The sequence below is a fragment of the Leifsonia sp. LS1 genome, from assembly GCF_020521355.1.
Taxonomy (GTDB): Bacteria; Actinomycetota; Actinomycetes; order Actinomycetales; family Microbacteriaceae; genus Leifsonia.
Genome location: NZ_BPER01000007.1, coordinates 221,488 through 237,408, shown reverse-complemented (window position 1 = coordinate 237,408; position 15,921 = coordinate 221,488). Strand labels below are relative to the sequence as shown.

Annotated in this window: 20 protein-coding genes; 9 read left to right on the top strand and 11 right to left on the bottom strand. The window is 73.1% G+C overall.

The window, feature by feature from the left end; genetic code table 11:
• Positions 1 to 108: 108 nt before the first annotated feature.
• Together LLS1_RS14450 and LLS1_RS14445 are read left to right on the top strand one after the other, a co-directional pair.
• Positions 109 to 1,023, top strand: a complete 915-nt coding sequence (locus LLS1_RS14450) for a hypothetical protein (protein ID WP_226656568.1) — start codon at positions 109 to 111, stop codon at positions 1,021 to 1,023.
• An 85-nt stretch (positions 1,024 to 1,108) separates the two neighbouring features.
• A complete protein-coding gene (locus LLS1_RS14445; RefSeq protein ID WP_226656566.1) occupies positions 1,109 to 1,537 on the top strand; it encodes an SHOCT domain-containing protein in 429 nt (142 codons plus the stop codon).
• A gap of 72 nt (positions 1,538 to 1,609) precedes the next feature.
• On the opposite strand, the gene LLS1_RS14440 is transcribed toward LLS1_RS14445, so the two are convergent.
• From LLS1_RS14440 to LLS1_RS14430, 3 genes are all read right to left on the bottom strand, one after another.
• The gene (locus LLS1_RS14440) at positions 1,610 to 2,146 is read right to left on the bottom strand and encodes a hypothetical protein (protein WP_226656564.1); all 537 of its coding nucleotides are present in this window, start codon (positions 2,144 to 2,146) and stop codon (positions 1,610 to 1,612) included.
• A gap of 4 nt (positions 2,147 to 2,150) precedes the next feature.
• Positions 2,151 to 3,242 (bottom strand): ATP-binding protein, encoded by a 1,092-nt coding sequence (locus tag LLS1_RS14435; protein ID WP_226656562.1) that lies wholly within the window; start codon positions 3,240 to 3,242, stop codon positions 2,151 to 2,153.
• A gap of 83 nt (positions 3,243 to 3,325) precedes the next feature.
• A complete protein-coding gene (locus LLS1_RS14430) occupies positions 3,326 to 3,670 on the bottom strand; it encodes a hypothetical protein (protein WP_226656560.1) in 345 nt (114 codons plus the stop codon).
• Between the two features lie 96 nt (positions 3,671 to 3,766).
• Between LLS1_RS14430 and LLS1_RS14425 the strand changes: the two genes are divergently transcribed.
• Positions 3,767 to 5,158, top strand: a complete 1,392-nt coding sequence (locus tag LLS1_RS14425) for a DUF2252 domain-containing protein (protein ID WP_226656559.1) — start codon at positions 3,767 to 3,769, stop codon at positions 5,156 to 5,158.
• A gap of 44 nt (positions 5,159 to 5,202) precedes the next feature.
• Here LLS1_RS14425 and LLS1_RS14420 read toward each other — a convergent pair whose 3' ends face one another.
• Positions 5,203 to 5,655 carry a MarR family winged helix-turn-helix transcriptional regulator gene (locus tag LLS1_RS14420; RefSeq protein ID WP_226656557.1) on the bottom strand — a complete coding sequence of 151 codons (453 nt, stop codon included), beginning with the start codon at positions 5,653 to 5,655 and terminating at the stop codon, positions 5,203 to 5,205.
• A 63-nt stretch (positions 5,656 to 5,718) separates the two neighbouring features.
• On the opposite strand from LLS1_RS14420, the gene LLS1_RS14415 reads away from it, so the two are divergent.
• Positions 5,719 to 6,087 carry a VOC family protein gene (locus LLS1_RS14415; RefSeq protein WP_226656555.1) on the top strand — a complete coding sequence of 123 codons (369 nt, stop codon included), beginning with the start codon at positions 5,719 to 5,721 and terminating at the stop codon, positions 6,085 to 6,087.
• A gap of 7 nt (positions 6,088 to 6,094) precedes the next feature.
• Here LLS1_RS14415 and LLS1_RS14410 read toward each other — a convergent pair whose 3' ends face one another.
• Together LLS1_RS14410 and LLS1_RS14405 are read right to left on the bottom strand one after the other, a co-directional pair.
• Entirely contained in the window at positions 6,095 to 6,886 is a 792-nt protein-coding gene (locus LLS1_RS14410; protein ID WP_226656554.1) for an alpha/beta fold hydrolase, read from the bottom strand.
• Between the two features lie 11 nt (positions 6,887 to 6,897).
• Positions 6,898 to 7,512, bottom strand: a complete 615-nt coding sequence (locus LLS1_RS14405) for a helix-turn-helix domain-containing protein (protein WP_226656552.1) — start codon at positions 7,510 to 7,512, stop codon at positions 6,898 to 6,900.
• A 65-nt stretch (positions 7,513 to 7,577) separates the two neighbouring features.
• Here LLS1_RS14405 and LLS1_RS14400 point away from each other — a divergent pair, with 65 nt between their 5' ends.
• Complete coding sequence (locus LLS1_RS14400) at positions 7,578 to 8,543, top strand: NAD(P)/FAD-dependent oxidoreductase (protein ID WP_226656550.1); 966 nt, start codon at positions 7,578 to 7,580, stop codon at positions 8,541 to 8,543.
• 3 nt (positions 8,544 to 8,546) lie between these two features.
• Here LLS1_RS14400 and LLS1_RS14395 read toward each other — a convergent pair whose 3' ends face one another.
• The 5 genes from LLS1_RS14395 to LLS1_RS14375 are packed head-to-tail and all read right to left on the bottom strand — an operon-like array spanning position 8,547 to position 12,842.
• Positions 8,547 to 9,359 (bottom strand): ABC transporter ATP-binding protein, encoded by an 813-nt coding sequence (locus tag LLS1_RS14395; protein ID WP_226656548.1) that lies wholly within the window; start codon positions 9,357 to 9,359, stop codon positions 8,547 to 8,549.
• Positions 9,356 to 10,027 (bottom strand): FadR/GntR family transcriptional regulator, encoded by a 672-nt coding sequence (locus LLS1_RS14390; protein WP_226656546.1) that lies wholly within the window; start codon positions 10,025 to 10,027, stop codon positions 9,356 to 9,358. Before LLS1_RS14390 ends, LLS1_RS14395 begins: the two co-directional genes overlap by 4 nt.
• A gap of 60 nt (positions 10,028 to 10,087) precedes the next feature.
• Entirely contained in the window at positions 10,088 to 10,696 is a 609-nt protein-coding gene (locus LLS1_RS14385; protein WP_226656544.1) for a DUF5666 domain-containing protein, read from the bottom strand.
• 24 nt (positions 10,697 to 10,720) lie between these two features.
• Positions 10,721 to 12,166 (bottom strand): sensor histidine kinase KdpD, encoded by a 1,446-nt coding sequence (locus LLS1_RS14380; protein WP_226656542.1) that lies wholly within the window; start codon positions 12,164 to 12,166, stop codon positions 10,721 to 10,723.
• A complete protein-coding gene (locus LLS1_RS14375) occupies positions 12,159 to 12,842 on the bottom strand; it encodes a response regulator transcription factor (protein ID WP_226656540.1) in 684 nt (227 codons plus the stop codon). Before LLS1_RS14375 ends, LLS1_RS14380 begins: the two co-directional genes overlap by 8 nt.
• 121 nt (positions 12,843 to 12,963) lie before the next feature.
• Between LLS1_RS14375 and LLS1_RS14370 the strand changes: the two genes are divergently transcribed.
• The 4 genes from LLS1_RS14370 (at position 12,964) to LLS1_RS14355 (ending at position 15,907) form a co-directional block, all read left to right on the top strand.
• Positions 12,964 to 13,923, top strand: coding sequence for a DUF1996 domain-containing protein (locus LLS1_RS14370; protein WP_226656538.1), 960 nt, complete (start codon positions 12,964 to 12,966; stop codon positions 13,921 to 13,923).
• An 88-nt stretch (positions 13,924 to 14,011) separates the two neighbouring features.
• Positions 14,012 to 14,647 (top strand): hypothetical protein, encoded by a 636-nt coding sequence (locus LLS1_RS14365; protein WP_226656536.1) that lies wholly within the window; start codon positions 14,012 to 14,014, stop codon positions 14,645 to 14,647.
• On the top strand, positions 14,634 to 14,987 hold the full coding sequence (locus LLS1_RS14360) for a hypothetical protein (RefSeq protein ID WP_223360237.1): 354 nt from the start codon (positions 14,634 to 14,636) through the stop codon (positions 14,985 to 14,987). Before LLS1_RS14365 ends, LLS1_RS14360 begins: the two co-directional genes overlap by 14 nt.
• Before the next feature lie 20 nt (positions 14,988 to 15,007).
• Entirely contained in the window at positions 15,008 to 15,907 is a 900-nt protein-coding gene (locus LLS1_RS14355; RefSeq protein ID WP_223360236.1) for a hypothetical protein, read from the top strand.
• Positions 15,908 to 15,921: the final 14 nt, after the last annotated feature.

Sequence of the window (15,921 nt, the reverse complement as noted above, 5' to 3'; positions counted from 1 at the left end):
GTCGCATTCTGCCGGAATGCGCGCGGCATTCCGGCAGAATGCGACCCCTGGAAGGCGAGCCGGGCGGCGTGCTGGGCACGCAGTCGTTCGCGGGGTAGCGTGTGCGCCGTGGACGTGACGGCATGGCTCCTCGACGGCGACCCCGCGATCCGGTGGCAGACGCGGCGCGACCTGCTGGGCGAGCCGCCGTCCGCGTGGGCGGAGGACCGCGCATCCGTCGAGCGCACGGGCTGGGGCGCAGCACTGCTGGATGCGCAGGACCCGTCCGGCACGTGGGGTGGCGCTGTCTGGAAGCCGGAGGACTGGGACGCCACCGACGACACGATGCTGCTGCTCGCGACGCTCGGCGCCGCACCGGACGGCCCTCGGATGGCGGAGGCGCTGAGGCGTGTCCGCCAGGGCGTCGACTGGGGTGAAGAGTGGGGCCGCAGCCCGTTCTTCGAGGGCGAGGTCGAGCCGTGCATCAACGGCCGCGTGCTCGTCGCCGGGGCCGCGTTCGGCTCCGCGAGCGAGCGCATCGTCGGCCTGCTGCTCGCCGATCAGAAGGACGACGGCGGCTGGAACTGCTACTCGGAGGACCACGCCGATCCCGGCTCGTTCCATTCGACGATCTGTGCGCTGGAGGGGCTGGTCGCCTACCGCGGCGCCGGCGGGCCGACCGACGTCTCCGCCGCCATCGCCCGCGGCCACGCCTACCTGCTCGACCGCGCGCTCCTCCGGCGCAAGCGCGACGGCACGCTGATCGACGAGGACTGGCTCACCTTCCGTTTCCCGACGTATTGGCGCTACGACGTGCTGCGTGGGCTGGATCACCTCCGCGCTGCGGGAGTCCCCGCCGACGACCGCGTCGCCGAGGCCGTCGAGCTGGTCGCGGGCAAGCGTGGAGCGGACGGCCGCTGGCTGCTGGAGGCCGCCATCCCGGGCCGCACCATCGTCACGATGGAGCAGGTGGGCGAGCCGAGCCGGTGGCAGACGCTGCGCGCACTGCGGGTGCTGGCATGGGCGGGGCGACCGAGCACGTGAAAGGCCTCTAGACGCGCGATCCCGCGCAGCACTACTCTCAGCTCACGCCCAGGTCACAAGGAGCCCGGGCAAGGAGGGGTACGACATGTCTTTCTGGGACAACTTCTGGAACATCATCTGGCTCTTCTTCTGGAGCTTCGCGTTCATCGCCTACCTGTTCGCGCTGTTCTCGATCATCAGCGACCTGTTCCGGGACCACAAGCTCAACGGATGGTGGAAGGCGCTCTGGATCCTCTTCCTGATCTTCGTGCCGTTCCTGACCGCCCTGGTCTACCTGATCGCGCGCGGTCCGGGCATGGCCGAGCGCAGTCAACGCGACGCCAAGCAGGCGCAGTCGGCGGCGGACCAGTACATCCGCCAGGTCGCGGGCACGAGCCCGGCCGACGAGATCGCCAAGGCGAAGGCTCTGCTCGACTCGGGCACGATCACGCAGGCGGAGTTCGACCACCTCAAGTCGGTCGCGCTCGGCCACCAGGCCACGGCTCCCACCCCGCCCGCGGCGCCGACCGCCTGAGACGACGGCGCGTCGTCCGACCGGTTGAGGCGAGCCGCAACGCCGGTCGGATCCGCGCCGCCTGTCGGGCGCTCAGTGCTGCAAGGCGATCTTCAGTACGATCACGACCACGCCGAACAGCCCGGTGACGACCGCTCCGAGCAGGCAGGACCAAAGCGGCCGATGACGCACGAGGAAGACGAGGAATCCCAGCAGCGCGAGCATGAGCACCGCCAACCACAGTGCGAGGAGGGTCGCGAACTCCGCGGTGAGGATGCCGACCACGGCGAGCACCAGCGGCACGCTCGGGATGACGGCCGCTTCGAGCATCCCCGCCGACTCGGCCATCGCGTGGCGGAGCGAGTCCCGCATCCGATCGCTCAGCCGGTCGGCGTCGCCGTGGAAGCCGAGGGCGGTCGAGTAGACGTGCGCCAGCCAGAACACGACGATGCTCACCACCGAGAGCACCAGCACCCGCACGGCGGCGGTCGGATCCCGGTCGTCGACCGTCGCCGCCGCGACGACGCTGGCGTACACGATCGTTCCGTAGATCGCGGCGGGCGTCCCCCAGTGCTGCCACAGGGCACGCTGCACCCGGATGGTCTGATCGTCCGCCTGGTTCAGATCCATGCCGTCAGGCGCTCGCCCGCGCCTCCACCGCCAGGTCACCCCCGCCCTCGACGGTGAGGCGCTTGCCGACCCGCACCAACTGCGGCTCGTCCGAGAAGCCGCCGGCGAACAGCGCCTCCCCCTTGCGGAACGTGGGCGACTGCTCGAGCACCGCCGCCGGGACGAATCCGAACACGTCCGCGATCTCGGCGAGATCGCGCGGCGCGTTCATGCGCATCAGGCCGAGATTGTCGCACTGCGAGAGCACATTGGGGTGGATCTTGGTCGGGCGCTGGGTCGAGAGGAACAGCCACAGCCCGAATTTGCGTCCCTCCGCGGCGATCTGGATGATCTGCTCGATCAGCTGCTGCTCGATGTCGTTGCGCGCGACCGGCGGGCAGAAGTTGTGCGCCTCGTCGATCACGATGAGCAGCGGTCGGCGTTCCATCCGCCGCTGCCAGAGGTGCTCCAGCACGCAGAGCGCGGCCGCCTGCGGCTCGCCCGTGTGCGAGAACCCGCCGACGTCCAGCACGGTCACGCGCGGCCGCTCGTCGAGCACGTCGACCACGGAGGCGCGACCGAGCGACCAGAGCGGCCATTTCAGAATCTGCAGGTTGTCGATGCGCATCCCCAGCCTCCGCCTGGCCGGGTCGTCCGACGCGAAGAGGTTGTCGAGGAAGCCGACCTGGTCGTAGTGCTCCGCGCGCTTGTCGAGGTGGAGCAGCGCATTGTACTCCTCCTCGTCGGCGATCGGGTCGAGGCGCCCGACCGCGGCCTGGGACCGCACGCTCAGGTCGACGTAGCGGGCACGCAGTTGCGGCTCCTCGGCCGTGCTGCTGTGGAAGACGCGGATGTCGGTCTCCTGAAGGCGGGCGGCCTGCGCAGGGTCGGCGTCCTCCCTGGTCCGGTCGAGCTGTACGAAGTCGGCGTTCGGGTCCAGGATGCCCATCGGGAGCTCGGTCTCCAGCAGCAGCTGCTCCAGCACGACGCCGAGTGCGTACGTCTTGCCCGACCCGCTCTGGCCGCACCAGAAGGTGTGCCGGTTGAAGCGGGAGCCGTCGATCACGGCGGGCCGGTCGGGCGCGTCGACCAGCGTGCCGATCGTCAGCGGGATCATCGTGTCTCGTCCATGGTCGGCCCCTTCCGTCTGCCGCGATCGTAGCCAGCCGTCTGCGCGGCGCACCAGACCCGGCCGGCGGCTCAGCGGGTGAGGGGCCGCAGGTTCTCGGGCAACGGGAACGGCAGCGTGTAGAACAGCTGGGGTGCGCCGACGGCGCCGAAGTCGTCCTGCTTGGCGACGATCCGGTTCGGCGACACCTCGGCCAGACGCACGCGCAGCCAGCTGCCGTCGTCGAGCCGCAGCTCGTACAGCTCGGCGAGGTAGCCGATCCCCGCGCGGTCCAGGGTCTCCTCCGCCGTGAGCCAGTCGACCGCGCCCGCGAGCTCGCGGCCGAGCAGATCGACGGGGACGAAACCGTCGCCCTCTGGACGCATCCATCCCACGCGCTCGCCGTCGTCTCTGCGGTGCTCGATCCAGTCCTCCATGCGGTCTAACCTAGCGGCCCACGCGCGGCTAGGATGAGGCCGCCGGGGGCGCACCCGACACCCGCCGACCGCTCGTCTCCGCGAGAAGGGCCCAGCATGGACATCGACACTGTCAGCCCCCGGGCCGAGACACCCCTCGACGAGGAGGAGCTCGCCGACGCCGGGCGGGCGCGCCGCGAGAGCCTCCCCCGCTCGGCGCACGCGGAGTACACGCCGCCCGCCGGCCGGGACCCGCTCGGAATCCTCGCCACCCAGCACGAGGCGCGGCTGCAGAGCCTCGTCGACCTGCGGGTCGAGCGGATGAGCGCGGATGCCTTCTCGTTCTACCGCGGAACCGCGGCCATCCAGTCCGCCGATCTGGCCGCCGGTCCCACGACCGGCACCGAGGTCGTCGTGTGCGGTGACGCCCACCTGTCGAACTTCGGCATGTTCCGCTCGCCCGAGAACGCCATGGTCTTCGACATCAACGACTTCGACGAGGCGACCGTCGGCCCGTGGGAGTGGGACCTCAAGCGCCTCCTCGGCAGCGTCGTCATCGCAGGCCGATCGCTGGGCGCCGCCGAGCCGGACCTCGTCGGGATCGCGGAGGACGCCGCGAGCGCCTACCGCGACTGGCTGGCCCGCACCCTCCGCCACAGCCTGCGCGAGCGCTACTTCCGCCCGACCTCGGTCAACGAACGGCACCGTCGCCTGCACCCGGAGACGGAGCGGATGATCCAGGAGGTCGCGCGCGCCTCCGGCAAGCGCACGAGCCAGCGCGTGGCGAAGCGTGCCCTCGAGCCGGACGGCGCCGGCGGCCTGCGCTTCGTCGACCGTCCGCCCATCCTGCAGCGCGCCGAGGAGGAGATCCGCGATCTCGCGGACGCCGCCTTCCAGCGCTACCGGGCGACCGTGCCGCCGAACGTCGCACTGTTGCTCTCGCAGTACCGGCTGGTGGATGTCGCCCGCCGCGTCGTCGGGGTGGGAAGTGTCGGCACCCGGTGCTTCATCCTCGCGCTCCGCGGGCCGGCGGACGAGACGCTCATCCTGCAGCTGAAGGAGGCGGGCACCTCCGTCGTCGAGCAGTTCGGCGGGGTGGCGCCGCTGCCCGGCTACCTCGACCCCGAGCTGTTCCCCGCGCAGCAGGGCTACCGCGTCGTGGCCTGCCAGCGCATCCTGCAGGCCGTCTCCGACCCGTTCCTCGGTTTCTTGGCGGAGCGCGGGTTCACCTTCTACATGCGGCTGTTCCGCAATCGGAACGCCTCGTTCGAGATCGGGACGATGAGCCCGGTGCAGTTCCGCGACTACGCGCGGGTCTGCGCGGTGGTGCTCGCGCGTGCGCACGCCCGGTCGCCCAAGGCCGCGTTCGTGTCCGGCTACCTGGGCAGCGGCGACGCCTTCCCCCGCGCGGTCGCACGCTGGTCGTCGGCGTACGCCGACCAGGCGGAGCGGGACTTCGCGACGTTCGTGGAAGCGGCGCGGGACGGGCGGTTCACGGTCGCCGCCTAGCCGCGTCGCCTCCCGGATGCGCCTCCTCCTGGACGCGTCACCTCTCAGACGCTGCCGGCGCGCAGGGAGCCGACCATGCTGCGCAGGATCCGCAGCGCGGCGGACCGATCCTCGTCGTCCAGACCCGCCAGCATCCGCAGTTCGACGGAGCGGACGGCTGCCGACGCCGCATCCAGGCTCCGCCTCCCCCGGGGCGTGAGCCGTGTCGGCAGCACCTTGCCGACCGGAGCCTCGGCGGGGCGCGTCACGAAGCCGTCCCGCTCGAGCGCCTGCAGCAGCACGTTCATGGACTGCCGGGTCACGAATGTCCCCCGCGCGAGCTCCGAGTTCGACAGGCCGGGTCGCTGCGCGAGCAGTTCGAGGCACGAGTAGTGCGTCACGGTCATCCCGAGCGGTTTCAGCACCTCCTCCATGGCCGCGCGGAGAGCGCTGGACGCCTCTTTGAGGAGGTATCCCAGGGACGTCTCGAGGTCGATTCCCTCGCCATCTCGACTCATGTCAGTATTCTGACATAGGATCTCCCGTGTCAGAAAACTGACACATAAGCGAAGGAGCACCCCATGCCCGCCACCGGCCCCGACTTCCTCTCCCTCCAGGTGCGCGACCTCGACGCCTCGCAGGCGTTCTACGAGCGCTACCTGGGCCTCGTCCGCTCCCCCGCGGGCCCCCCGCACGCCGTCGTCTTCGCGACGACTCCGATCGCGTTCGCGCTCCGCGACATCGCACCCGGAACCGACCTGGACGCCGCGCCGCAGCCCGGCATCGGCGTCGCGCTCTGGCTGCACGCCACCGACGTGCAGGCCATCCACGACGCGCTCGCCGCCGACGGCCATCCCATCGTCACTGCGCCGTTCGACGGGCCGTTCGGTCGCACGTTCGCCTTCTCCGACCCGGACGGCTACCAGATCACCCTGCACGACCGCGCGTGAGCCGTCATCAGGCCGGATGCGCCCGCCGCTGCCCGGGCGGCAGCAGGAACGCCCGCACCGCCTCCAGCACGGCGGGCGTGTCGAGCTGCAGCCCGTGGCCGGCGTCGAACGCCTGGAGCCGCGCGTCCGGGATGCCATCGGCGAGCAGCTGCGCCTGCGGCAGCGGCGTGAGCGCATCGTGCTCGCCGTGCAGCACGAGCGTCCGGGCGCGGATGCGGGCCAGCGCCTCGCGGGCATCGTGGTCCCGGCTGGCGGCGAAGTGACCGCGCAGCGCCTCGCGGCCGGCGACACGGGTGAAGAAGCCGTCGACGGCCGCGGGGTGCGCCTCCGCCCAGGCGGCGTCGAAGAACAGGGGCGTCATCCGTGCGCGATCCCCGCTCAGCAGGTCGGCGACCACCGCGGGGTCGCGTCGCTCGCCCCCGCGGTCGCTCGCCGTGGTGGCGATGAGCACGAGGCGACGCACCCGCTCCGGGTCGTCTGCGGCGAGCCACTGCGCGACGCGGCCGCCCATCGAGTGGCCGACCACGTGCGCGGCCGCGACCCCGGCCGCGTCGAGCACCGCGACCGCGTCGTTGGCGAACGCTCTGGTCGTGTAGCGGGCGGCGTCGCCGCCGTCGCTGTCTCCGATGCCGCGATGGTCGAACACGATCACCCGGAAGTCGCGTGCGAGCGCGTCGGCGAAGGGACCCCAGCCGTGCATCCCCGTCGCCTGACCGGCGATGAGCAGGACGGGAACGCCGGTCCCCCGCTCGGCGAAGGCGATGCGCGCCCCGTCGTCGGCGATGGCGTAGTCGGGCACGAACGCTCAGCCTAGTCGCGGTCGCGCGTGCCGCCGGTGCCGCGACCGTGCGTCGGCCGGGCGCGCACGTGCATCCGCTCGCCCTGCTTGCCGAACAGGCTGAGGAACTCCACACCCTCCCCGCCCGCGCGGTCGAACCAGTGCGGCACGCGGGTGTCGAACTCCGCGGCCTCGCCCGGCTCCAGCACGAGGTCGTGCTCGCCCAGCACCAGCCGCAGCCGGCCGTTCAGCACATAGAGCCACTCGTACCCCTCATGGGTACGCGGTTCGGGCTCGGGAGCGGCGGAACCGGCCGGGATCACCATCTTGTACGCCTGGATGCCACCGGGGCGCCGGGTGAGCGGCACCACCGTGCGCCCGTGCATCCGGGTCGGCCGCAGATGGACGCGCGGGTCGCCCGTCGGAGGCGCGTCGACCAGCTCGTCGAGCGTGACGCCGTGGGCGCGCGCCAGCGGAAGCAGCAGCTCCAGCGTCGGCCGGCGCGCGCCCGACTCGAGCCGTGACAGCGTGCTGACGGAGATGCCCGTCGCCTCGGACAGCTCGGTCAGCGTGAGGTCGCGCTTCGTCCGCAGCGCCCGCAAGCGGCGGCCGACGGCGTCGAGTGCGTGGTCGAGTTCATCGCTCATCCTCCCATTTTGCCATTTCGGCAAGGAAGTTTGCCAGACATAGCTGCGCCGTCCAGCATCGGAGGATGCAGAACCTCGACTTCGATGTCATCGTGATCGGCGGCGGCGCCGCCGGACTGAGCGCCGGGCTCATGCTCGCCCGCTCGCGCCGCTCCGTGCTGGTGCTCGACGCCGGCGCACCCCGCAACGCCCCCGCCGCCGCCGTCCACGCCCTCTTCGGCCGAGACGGCACCCCGCCGGCCGAACTGGCGGAGCGCGGGCGCGAGGAGGTGCGACGGTACGGGGGCGAGGTGCGCGCTGCCGTCGTCACCGATGCCCGACGCGATGCGGCCGGCTTCGGCGTGACGACAGACAGCGGTGACACGCTCCGCGCCGCCCGCCTCGTCATCGCCACAGGACTGGTCGACGACCTCCCCGCGCTCCCCGGCCTGCGCGAGCACTGGGGCCGCGACGTCGTCCACTGCCCGTACTGCCACGGCTGGGAGGTGCGCGACACCGCGATCGGCGTTCTCGCGCTCCACCCGCGCGCCGTGCACCAGGCCCTGCTGTTCCGCCAGTGGAGCGACGATGTCGTCCTGTTCGTGAACGACTTCGCCGAGCCGACCGTCGAGGAGTCCGAGCAGCTCGCCGCCCGCGGCATCCGCGTCGTGCGCGGGGCCGTCGCCGCCGTCGAGTCCGCGGACGGCCGCGTGACCGGCCTGCGCCTCGCCGACGGCAGCGTCGAACCGCGCTCCACGATCGCCATCGCAGCACGCTCCCTCGTCCGCGCTCCGTTCTTCGCCGGCCTCGGGCTCGAGCCGGAAGAGCTCCCCCTCGGCATGGGCGAGCATCTCGCCGTCGACCCGGCCGGCCGCACCGCCGTCCCGGGCGTGTGGGCCGCCGGCAATGTCACCGACCCCTCCGCCCAGGTCGGCATGGCCGCGGCGGCCGCCGCCTTCGCTGCGGCACAGCTGAACATGGAGCTGGTGCAGGAGGACGTGCAGCGCGCCGTCGCGGCGCGGCGGGTGCAGGCGGTGGGCGCGGCGGGGTGAGGGTCAGCGGAGAGCGACCCACTCCCGCACCGCCCGCGCACTCCAGCGCCCGTCCGCGCGCTCGACCCGGATGGCGTGCTCGAACGCCCGGGTGACCGTCTCCGTCGTCACGGCCTCGGCGATGGGGCCCGTGGCGACGATGCGGCCGTGGGAGATCAGGAGAGCGTGCGTGGTCGTCTCCGGCAGCTCCTCCAGATGGTGCGTCACGAGCACGGAGGCGAGGTCGGGGGCGGTGCGGGACAGGTCGTCGATGGTCTCGAGCAGCTGCTCGCGGGCGGCGACGTCGAGACCCGTGGTCGGCTCGTCGAGCAGGAGGAGGCGCGGGTCGGCGATGAGGGCGCGTGCGATCAGCGTGCGGCCGCGCTCGCCCTGCGAGAGCGTCGGCCAGCGGGCGTCGAGGCGGCCGTCCAGGCCGACCGTGCGCAGGAGCTCGTGGGCGCGCGCGATCTGCTCGGGCGTCGCCGTCCAGCGCAGGGGCGGCTCCAGGGTGCCCGTCAGCCCGGTGAGCACGACCTCCGTCACGGTGAGGGGCGAGCGGACGGGATGGCGCGGGTTGACGTGACCGATGTCGCGGCGCAGCTCCTGCAGCTCCACGCGGCCGAGGCGGCGGCCGAGCACGTCGACCGTGCCCGAAGTCGGAAAGGTCAGGGCGCCGCAGAAACCGAGCACGGTGCTCTTGCCCGCGCCGTTCGGCCCGAGGAGCGCCCAGTGCTCTCCGGCACGCACGGTGAGGTCGATGCCGTCGAGGATGTGCGTCCCGTCGCGGCGGAACGTCACGTCGCGCAGTTCGAGTACGGCGGGAGCCGATGCGGTCACGAGAGGCGCTCCTTCAGCGAGGCGAGGTGGTCGCGGCTGAGCCGTGCGGCGGCGACGGCGTCGTGGTCGGCGATCGCGTCGAGCAGCGCGCGATGGGCGTCGTGATCCCCGGCCTCGTCCGCGACCGGGCGCAACCGCAGCATCTCCACCATCGCCTGGCGCAGGCGCGGCACGAAGCCGTCGAAGAGCTCGGCGAGGATGTCGTTGTGGGCGGCCGCGACGACCGCGCGGTGGAAGGCTGTATCGGCGTCCACGTGCGCCTCCAGGCCCGCGTCGGCGCCGGCCGCCCCCCGCGCGTCGAGGGTGCGACGCAGAGCGCGGAGCTCCGCCGGAGTGCGGCGGGCCGCCGCGAGCGCCGCCGCCTCCGACTCGATCGCGATGCGCGCCTCGATCACCGAGAGGATGTCCGCACGGCGCAGCACGGCATCCCACTCCTCCGGGGCGTCGAGGGCGGTGACGAACACGCCGGCGCCCTGCCGCGACTGGAGCACGCCGCGCCCCGCGAGCTGCCGGATCGCCTCCCGCACGGTCGAGCGGCCGACGCCGAGCTGGGGGGCCAGCGTCGTCTCGCCGGGGAGCTTCTCGCCGAGCGTCCACTCACCGGAGCGGATGCGCTCCAGCAGGGCGTCGGCGGCCTGGTCGGCGAGCGGGGCGCGGAGGAGGGGCATGAGGGCAGTCTATGCCCCTCCTCCGCCGTTTCTTGTCTGCTTGTCTGAGGAGAATTGGAGTCAGGCAGTCGGCGCCGGCGTCGGCGTCCCCGTGTGGGCGGAGGCGGGCAGCATGACGATCCGCTTCGCCGTCACCGTGTCGCCGGAGCGCATCCCGAGCACGCCGACGCGGTCGCCCACGGCGAACGATGACCGCTCGGCGGGCTTCGCCGCGGTCCCGAAGGCGGTCGTCGACGCGATCGTCACGGTCACCGTCGCCCCGTTCGCCGTGTGGACGGTCCAGGTGGAGCCGTCGATCGCGGCGATGGTGCCGCGCACCCCGTGCGCCTTCCTCTTCACGCTGCCGCGGGCCTTCGACGAGGCCTTCGCGGACGACGCCTTCTTCGACGCGGCGGTGTGGTCCAGCGCGGTGCTCGACATCGAGGCGGTCGGCTGCGCCGCGGCGACCGCGGCAGAGACCCCCCACGCGGTGCCGCCGGCGAGCAGCACGACGGCGAGCACGCCCGCCGCGACGGCGACGCCCACGGCGTGCCGGTGCACGAAGCCGGTGGCGGTCGAGGACGCGGTGCCCGGCTGCGCGGCGGTCGGCGGCGTCACCGGTCCGGGTTGCGCCGCACGGGTGTCGGGCGCGGAGGGAAGGGGCTGGGTCGGGTCGGTCTCATCGTTCATGCCGACCACTCTGCGCCCGCCGGGTCAGCGGCGTGCGAGCGGAGTGTTCGAGGAACGTAAAGGGGCCGCGTGTGGGAGACGGACCACGAACGCGGCTCCGCCCTCCGGCGCGCGGCGCACCGAGATCGCACCGCCCAGCCGGCCGACCAGCCGCCGTGCGATCGACAGGCCGAGCCCGGTGCCGACCGGACGGAGGTCGCGGTAGCGGTCGCGCAGCTCCCCGCGCTCGAACGCCACGGCGCCGTCGGCCTCGTCCAAGCCGGGGCCACCGTCGCGCACCTCCAGCTGAACACCCCCCGGGTCCGCCCCGTCGTCCGTCGTCCGGGCGGCGATCACGATGGGGGCTCCGGCGGGCGTGACGCGGAGCGCGTTCTCGACCAGGCCGTCCACGATCTGGCGCAACCGCATCTCGTCCGTCACGATCGGCAGCTCGTCCGCCGGGAGCTCGGCGCGGAGGGCGACTCCCACACGCGCGCAGGCCGCCGCCCACGCCTCGACGGTCCGCTGCACGGTACCGCGGGCGTCGAAACGCTGCGGGTCGATGGCGAAGTCGTCGGCCTCCAGCCGCGCGAGCTCCAGGAGGTCGTCGACGAACCGGCGCAGCCGCTCCGACTCCGTGGTCAGCGTCGCCCCGATGCGGGCGGTCTCCGCAGCGGGCACCATCCCGTCGGCGAGGGCCTCCGCGTAGCCGCGGATCGCGGTCAGCGGGGTCCGGATCTCGTGGGAGACCGAGAGCAGGAACTCACGCTGGCGGTCCTCGCTCGCCGACAGCGCCTCGTCGAGGGTGCGGAGCGCGGCGGCGACGTCCTCGATCTCGGCGACCGGCTGATCGGCGATCGCGACGCCACGCCGTCCCTGCGCCAGCTCGCGGGCGCCCGCCGCGAGCCGGGTCATCGGCCGGCCGAGCAACCGCGCCAGCAGCCAGCCGGCGGCGGTCGCCACGACCAGCCCGACCACGAGCGCGACCGCGATCCAGCGGAGGAGCTCAGCGGTGCCCGCCGCGATGTCGGCGACCTTGCGCACGCCCACCACCCCGCCGCCCGCCGGGCCAGGGATGCCGACCAGCACCGCGTCCCGTCCACCGATCGTCGTCGTGGTCGAGACGGCCCGCCCGTCCTGCAGCTCGCGCACGACGACGTCGTCGACGGAGGCGCGCGCCGGCCCGCTCACCGTCCCGTCGGGCGCGACGACGGCGAACCGGTCGCCGAGCACGGTGAGCCGCTGCGTCAGCCGGTCGAGTCGGGTCGCACTGGTCGCCGCGTCCGCGACGAGCGCGGTCGCCTGCGCCCTGAGCTGCTGGCGGGCCTGGCCCTCCGCGACCGATTGCACGACACCCACCGACACCACCGCGGTCACGAGCACCGCGATCAGGGCCACCGCGAACGTGACCAGGACGATGCGCCCGGTCAACGACGCGGGCGTGCGACGGCGCTTCGGCGGGCGCCGCTCGGGCGCCGCGCGCTCAGCCATCGTCCGCCGCACTGTAGCCGACGCCGCGCACAGTGCGGATCGCGCCCGCCGCCTCCCCCAGCTTGAGCCGCAGCTGCGCGACGTGCACGTCGACGGTGCGGCTGCTGCTGTAGTCGGCGACACCCCACACGCTCGACAGCAGCTGCTCGCGGGTGAACACCCGGCCCGGCTGCGACGCGAGGTGCGCCAGGAGGTCGAACTCGGTCGCCGTGAGGTCGATCCGGCGTCCGTCGACCTCCACGCGCCGTCGGGCGGAGTCGACGCTGACCGGGCCGAGGGTCGTGACGTCGCCCGCGATCGCCCCGGAGGCGCGGCGCACGAGACCACGCACCCGTGCGACGAGCTCCCTCGGCGAGAACGGCTTGGTGACATAGTCGTCGGCGCCGAGCTCGAGCCCGACGATCCTGTCCACCTCGTCGTCGCGCGCCGTCACGAACACGACCGGCGTCCAGTCGCCGCGCCCGCGGAGGATGCGGCACACCTCGATGCCGTCGAGTCCGGGAAGGCCGATGTCGAGCACGATCGCCGTCGGGCGCAGACGCACGACGGCGTCCAGTGCCTTCCGGCCGTCCGTCTCGACGTGCACACCGAAGCCCGCGCCGCCGAGGTACAGCCGCTCGAGCTCGCTGATCGTCGGCTCGTCCTCGACGATCAGCACCAGCCCGCGCTCCTCCACCCGCTCATCCTCCCCGCAACGGGAGGCGGCGCGCGCCGGATGCGGCGGATCTCTGGGCGGTCTTACCGGTTCTTTACATTCCCCTCTCACAGACCGAACGCGGAGCGCGTGGACTCGCGTCATGTCCGCACTCCGCATCCCCTCCCGCGTCGGCATCGCTCTCGCCGCCGCCACCGCACTCGTCCTCGCCGTCGGGACCGCCGCGGCAACGGCGGCGGTGACGGCCGCCGGCGTGTTCGGCAGCTCGGCGCCTCCCGTCTCGACGGCCGGCTTCCCCGCCGGCGGCCACGACCCGGGCATCTTCACCGACACCTGCTCCCGCAGCCTCACCGCGCCGAACGATCCGATCATGATGCCCGGCATGAGCGGGATGTCGATGCAGCACGACTTCTTCGGCAATCCGGCCGTGGTGGCCTCCTCGACCGCGTCGACCCTCCGCGGCGGACCGACCACGTGCTCCACCTCCGCAGACGCGTCGGCCTACTGGACGCCGGTCGTCTACCAGAGGGGAACCGCGCTCGTGCCGTCGCGGACGCTGCTCTACTGGCGCGATCCCGCCGCGATCGCCGCGGCGACGCACGCCATGCCCGAGGGGATCAGCCTGATCGCCGGAGACGAGTCCGCCACCGCGCCGCAGAGCACCTCGGTCGTCGACTGGACCTGCACGACCACCCGGCGGGACCCGCATCCCACGCGCGACTCCCTGCCGCACGACTGCGCGGGCGGCTCTCAGCTGCGCCTGGTGATCACGTTCCCGAACTGCTGGGACGGGCGGACGATGGACGGCCGCGACCGCTCCGGCGCGGTCTACGCCACCGCGACGGGATGCCCGTCGTCGTATCCCGTGCAGATCCCGCAGATCGTGCTGCACGTCACCTATCCGACGTCGAGTGCGGCGGGAATCACCCTCTCGACCGGGCCGGACACCCACGGGCCGCCGGTGACAGGACACGCCGACTTCGTCGACGGCTGGCAGCAGCCGCGCATGGCGGCGGACGTCGCCGCCTGCGTGGACGCGCAGGTGCGTTGCGGCCCCGTGCGCGGCGCCGATGCGACGCCGCAGGGCGGCAGGCAGCGCTGACACCGCAACGTCACGATCCGGTCACTTTCAGGAAATGTTCGAGGTTCCCCTGGAATCCGTACAGAACCGCTCTTTACGCTCCCCCGATATGACCACCCAGCCGCTGAGGGTCGGCCCACTGGCCCGGCGACGACTCGAGCGGCGCGCCCGCGAGGATGCCGCCGCGCTCCGTGGCGCGCCCGCGAGCGAGGCCTCCGCCCCGCCGACCGTGGCCGCCCTCCAGGCCCGCGCCAACGCCTACGCCCGCCGCGAGGAGCAGCGCTTCCACCGCCGCGTGCGACGCGAGCTGAGCGAGCACCGCATGCTCGCGGCCGACCTCCGTACCGATCTCGACGCCTTCGACGAACGGATCGACGCGCTGCCTCCCGCCGAGCGCGACCATGCGCGCATCGCCGTCGGCGACGGACCGGTCTACGTCGAACTGCGCCGGCTCGAGCGCCGGATCTCGCGCGGCCACCGCCGCGCGGAGCAGCTCGCCGCGGTCATCCACGCCCATTTCACGGCCGCCCGGCTGCGCGCCGCGCGGCACTTCGACCGCTCCGACGAGAAGATCGCCGTCTATTGGGGCATGTACCGGGGGGCGCTGACCCGCGATACGGCCGGACGCGAGGGAGGGGACGCCGCCGTCGCGCGCGCCCCCGAGCTGCGCCGGGCCGACTGGCTGACCACGGCGCGCACCGACGCGCTCGAACACTGGCAAGGAGGAGCCGATGGCCAAGCGTGACCGGCTGACCGAGTACCGCGTGCCCAACGTCTCCCGGCTGCGCCGACGCCTGCTGTGGCGCCTTCGGCGGCTGCGCGACGCCGTCGACGTGGAGACGCTGGAGGTCTTCGAGCACGAGCTCGCCGCATTCGAACGCGCGGGAGCCGCGGAGCTCGAGCGGCAGCGCACCCGCAACATCGCCGTGTGCTCCGCCCGCGTCGCCGAGGCGCAGAAGCGCGAAGAGCTGATCCGCAGCGCGCTCGAACGCATCGAGACCGACATCCTCCGCGCCGACGAGGCCGCCGCCCGCCTCGACGACCGCCTCCACGGCAGCGACCCGTCGCTCCACAACTACGCCTGACCGACCCAGGAAGGACGCCGATGGCCAGGGACATCGTCACCCGCCCGCCCCGCATCCGCCCGTCCGTCGGGCACCTCTCGCCCGTCGCGCACGTGTTCGTGTACGTGCTGCTCGTCGCGATGCTCGCGGTGGACTACATCCTGCTCGCGCAGGCGCTCACCCTCCTGCTGCGCAACGACAGCCAGTACGGCTCGATCGGCCTGCAGATGTACGTCATCACCCTCGGCATCTCGCTCGCGGTGGTGACGCTGCCGCACGCGGTCGCGATCATCCTGCGCCGGGTGCAGGCCCGGGTCATGGCGCGCGGCTGGATCCCCGCCGCGGTTGCACTGGCCCTCGTCTGGGCGGCGCTGCTGGCCGCGATCACGGTCGCCCGGATCAAGGCGGGGATGGACGCGTCGTCGTCGGGCGGCCTCACCGGTCTCGTCGGAGGCGACACCGCCCCCGCCGCGCCCACCTTCTCGTGGACGGCGCCGGACACGATCATGGCGTTCCTCATGCTGGGCGTTCTGGCGACATCCGGGGCCGTCAGCTTCGTCATCGCCTGGGTGACGACGAAGCCGTTGCTCACCGCGGCCGAGAAGGCGCACGCCCACGCCGAGCGGCTGCGCGCACACCGCGACCGGCTGCGCGGGGAGGCCGTCGCCGCCGGCGAGGCGACCCGCCTGGCGTTCCAGCTCGACGCCCACGACGCCGTCCGCTACACCGGCGCCCGGGTGACCTTCCACTCCCGTGTGGACGTGGTACGAGCCCAGCTCGGCGTCCGCCTCGCCCAGCGTGAGCGCGACCCCGAGAGCACGAGCCAGATCATCCGCGAGCTGCGAGCCCGCCGCAGCGCCGCCGCCGTCGAGGCGGCGCCCGGAGCGCACGCCGCCCCCACCCCGCCGCCCGAGCACCCCGTGTGGCCCGCCCAGTCCTGACCTCGAGGAGCCCC

Coding starts and splice junctions, on each gene's coding strand:
- LLS1_RS14445 (WP_226656566.1), top strand. CDS start 1,109: ATGTCTTTCTGGGACAACTTCTGGAACATCATCTGGCTCTTCTTCTGG.
- LLS1_RS14440 (WP_226656564.1), bottom strand. CDS start 2,146: ATGGATCTGAACCAGGCGGACGATCAGACCATCCGGGTGCAGCGTGCC.
- LLS1_RS14435 (WP_226656562.1), bottom strand. CDS start 3,242: ATGATCCCGCTGACGATCGGCACGCTGGTCGACGCGCCCGACCGGCCC.
- LLS1_RS14430 (WP_226656560.1), bottom strand. CDS start 3,670: ATGGAGGACTGGATCGAGCACCGCAGAGACGACGGCGAGCGCGTGGGA.
- LLS1_RS14425 (WP_226656559.1), top strand. CDS start 3,767: ATGGACATCGACACTGTCAGCCCCCGGGCCGAGACACCCCTCGACGAG.
- LLS1_RS14420 (WP_226656557.1), bottom strand. CDS start 5,655: ATGAGTCGAGATGGCGAGGGAATCGACCTCGAGACGTCCCTGGGATAC.
- LLS1_RS14415 (WP_226656555.1), top strand. CDS start 5,719: ATGCCCGCCACCGGCCCCGACTTCCTCTCCCTCCAGGTGCGCGACCTC.
- LLS1_RS14405 (WP_226656552.1), bottom strand. CDS start 7,512: ATGAGCGATGAACTCGACCACGCACTCGACGCCGTCGGCCGCCGCTTG.
- LLS1_RS14400 (WP_226656550.1), top strand. CDS start 7,578: ATGCAGAACCTCGACTTCGATGTCATCGTGATCGGCGGCGGCGCCGCC.
- LLS1_RS14390 (WP_226656546.1), bottom strand. CDS start 10,027: ATGCCCCTCCTCCGCGCCCCGCTCGCCGACCAGGCCGCCGACGCCCTG.
- LLS1_RS14385 (WP_226656544.1), bottom strand. CDS start 10,696: ATGAACGATGAGACCGACCCGACCCAGCCCCTTCCCTCCGCGCCCGAC.
- LLS1_RS14380 (WP_226656542.1), bottom strand. CDS start 12,166: ATGGCTGAGCGCGCGGCGCCCGAGCGGCGCCCGCCGAAGCGCCGTCGC.
- LLS1_RS14370 (WP_226656538.1), top strand. CDS start 12,964: ATGTCCGCACTCCGCATCCCCTCCCGCGTCGGCATCGCTCTCGCCGCC.
- LLS1_RS14365 (WP_226656536.1), top strand. CDS start 14,012: ATGACCACCCAGCCGCTGAGGGTCGGCCCACTGGCCCGGCGACGACTC.
- LLS1_RS14360 (WP_223360237.1), top strand. CDS start 14,634: ATGGCCAAGCGTGACCGGCTGACCGAGTACCGCGTGCCCAACGTCTCC.
- LLS1_RS14355 (WP_223360236.1), top strand. CDS start 15,008: ATGGCCAGGGACATCGTCACCCGCCCGCCCCGCATCCGCCCGTCCGTC.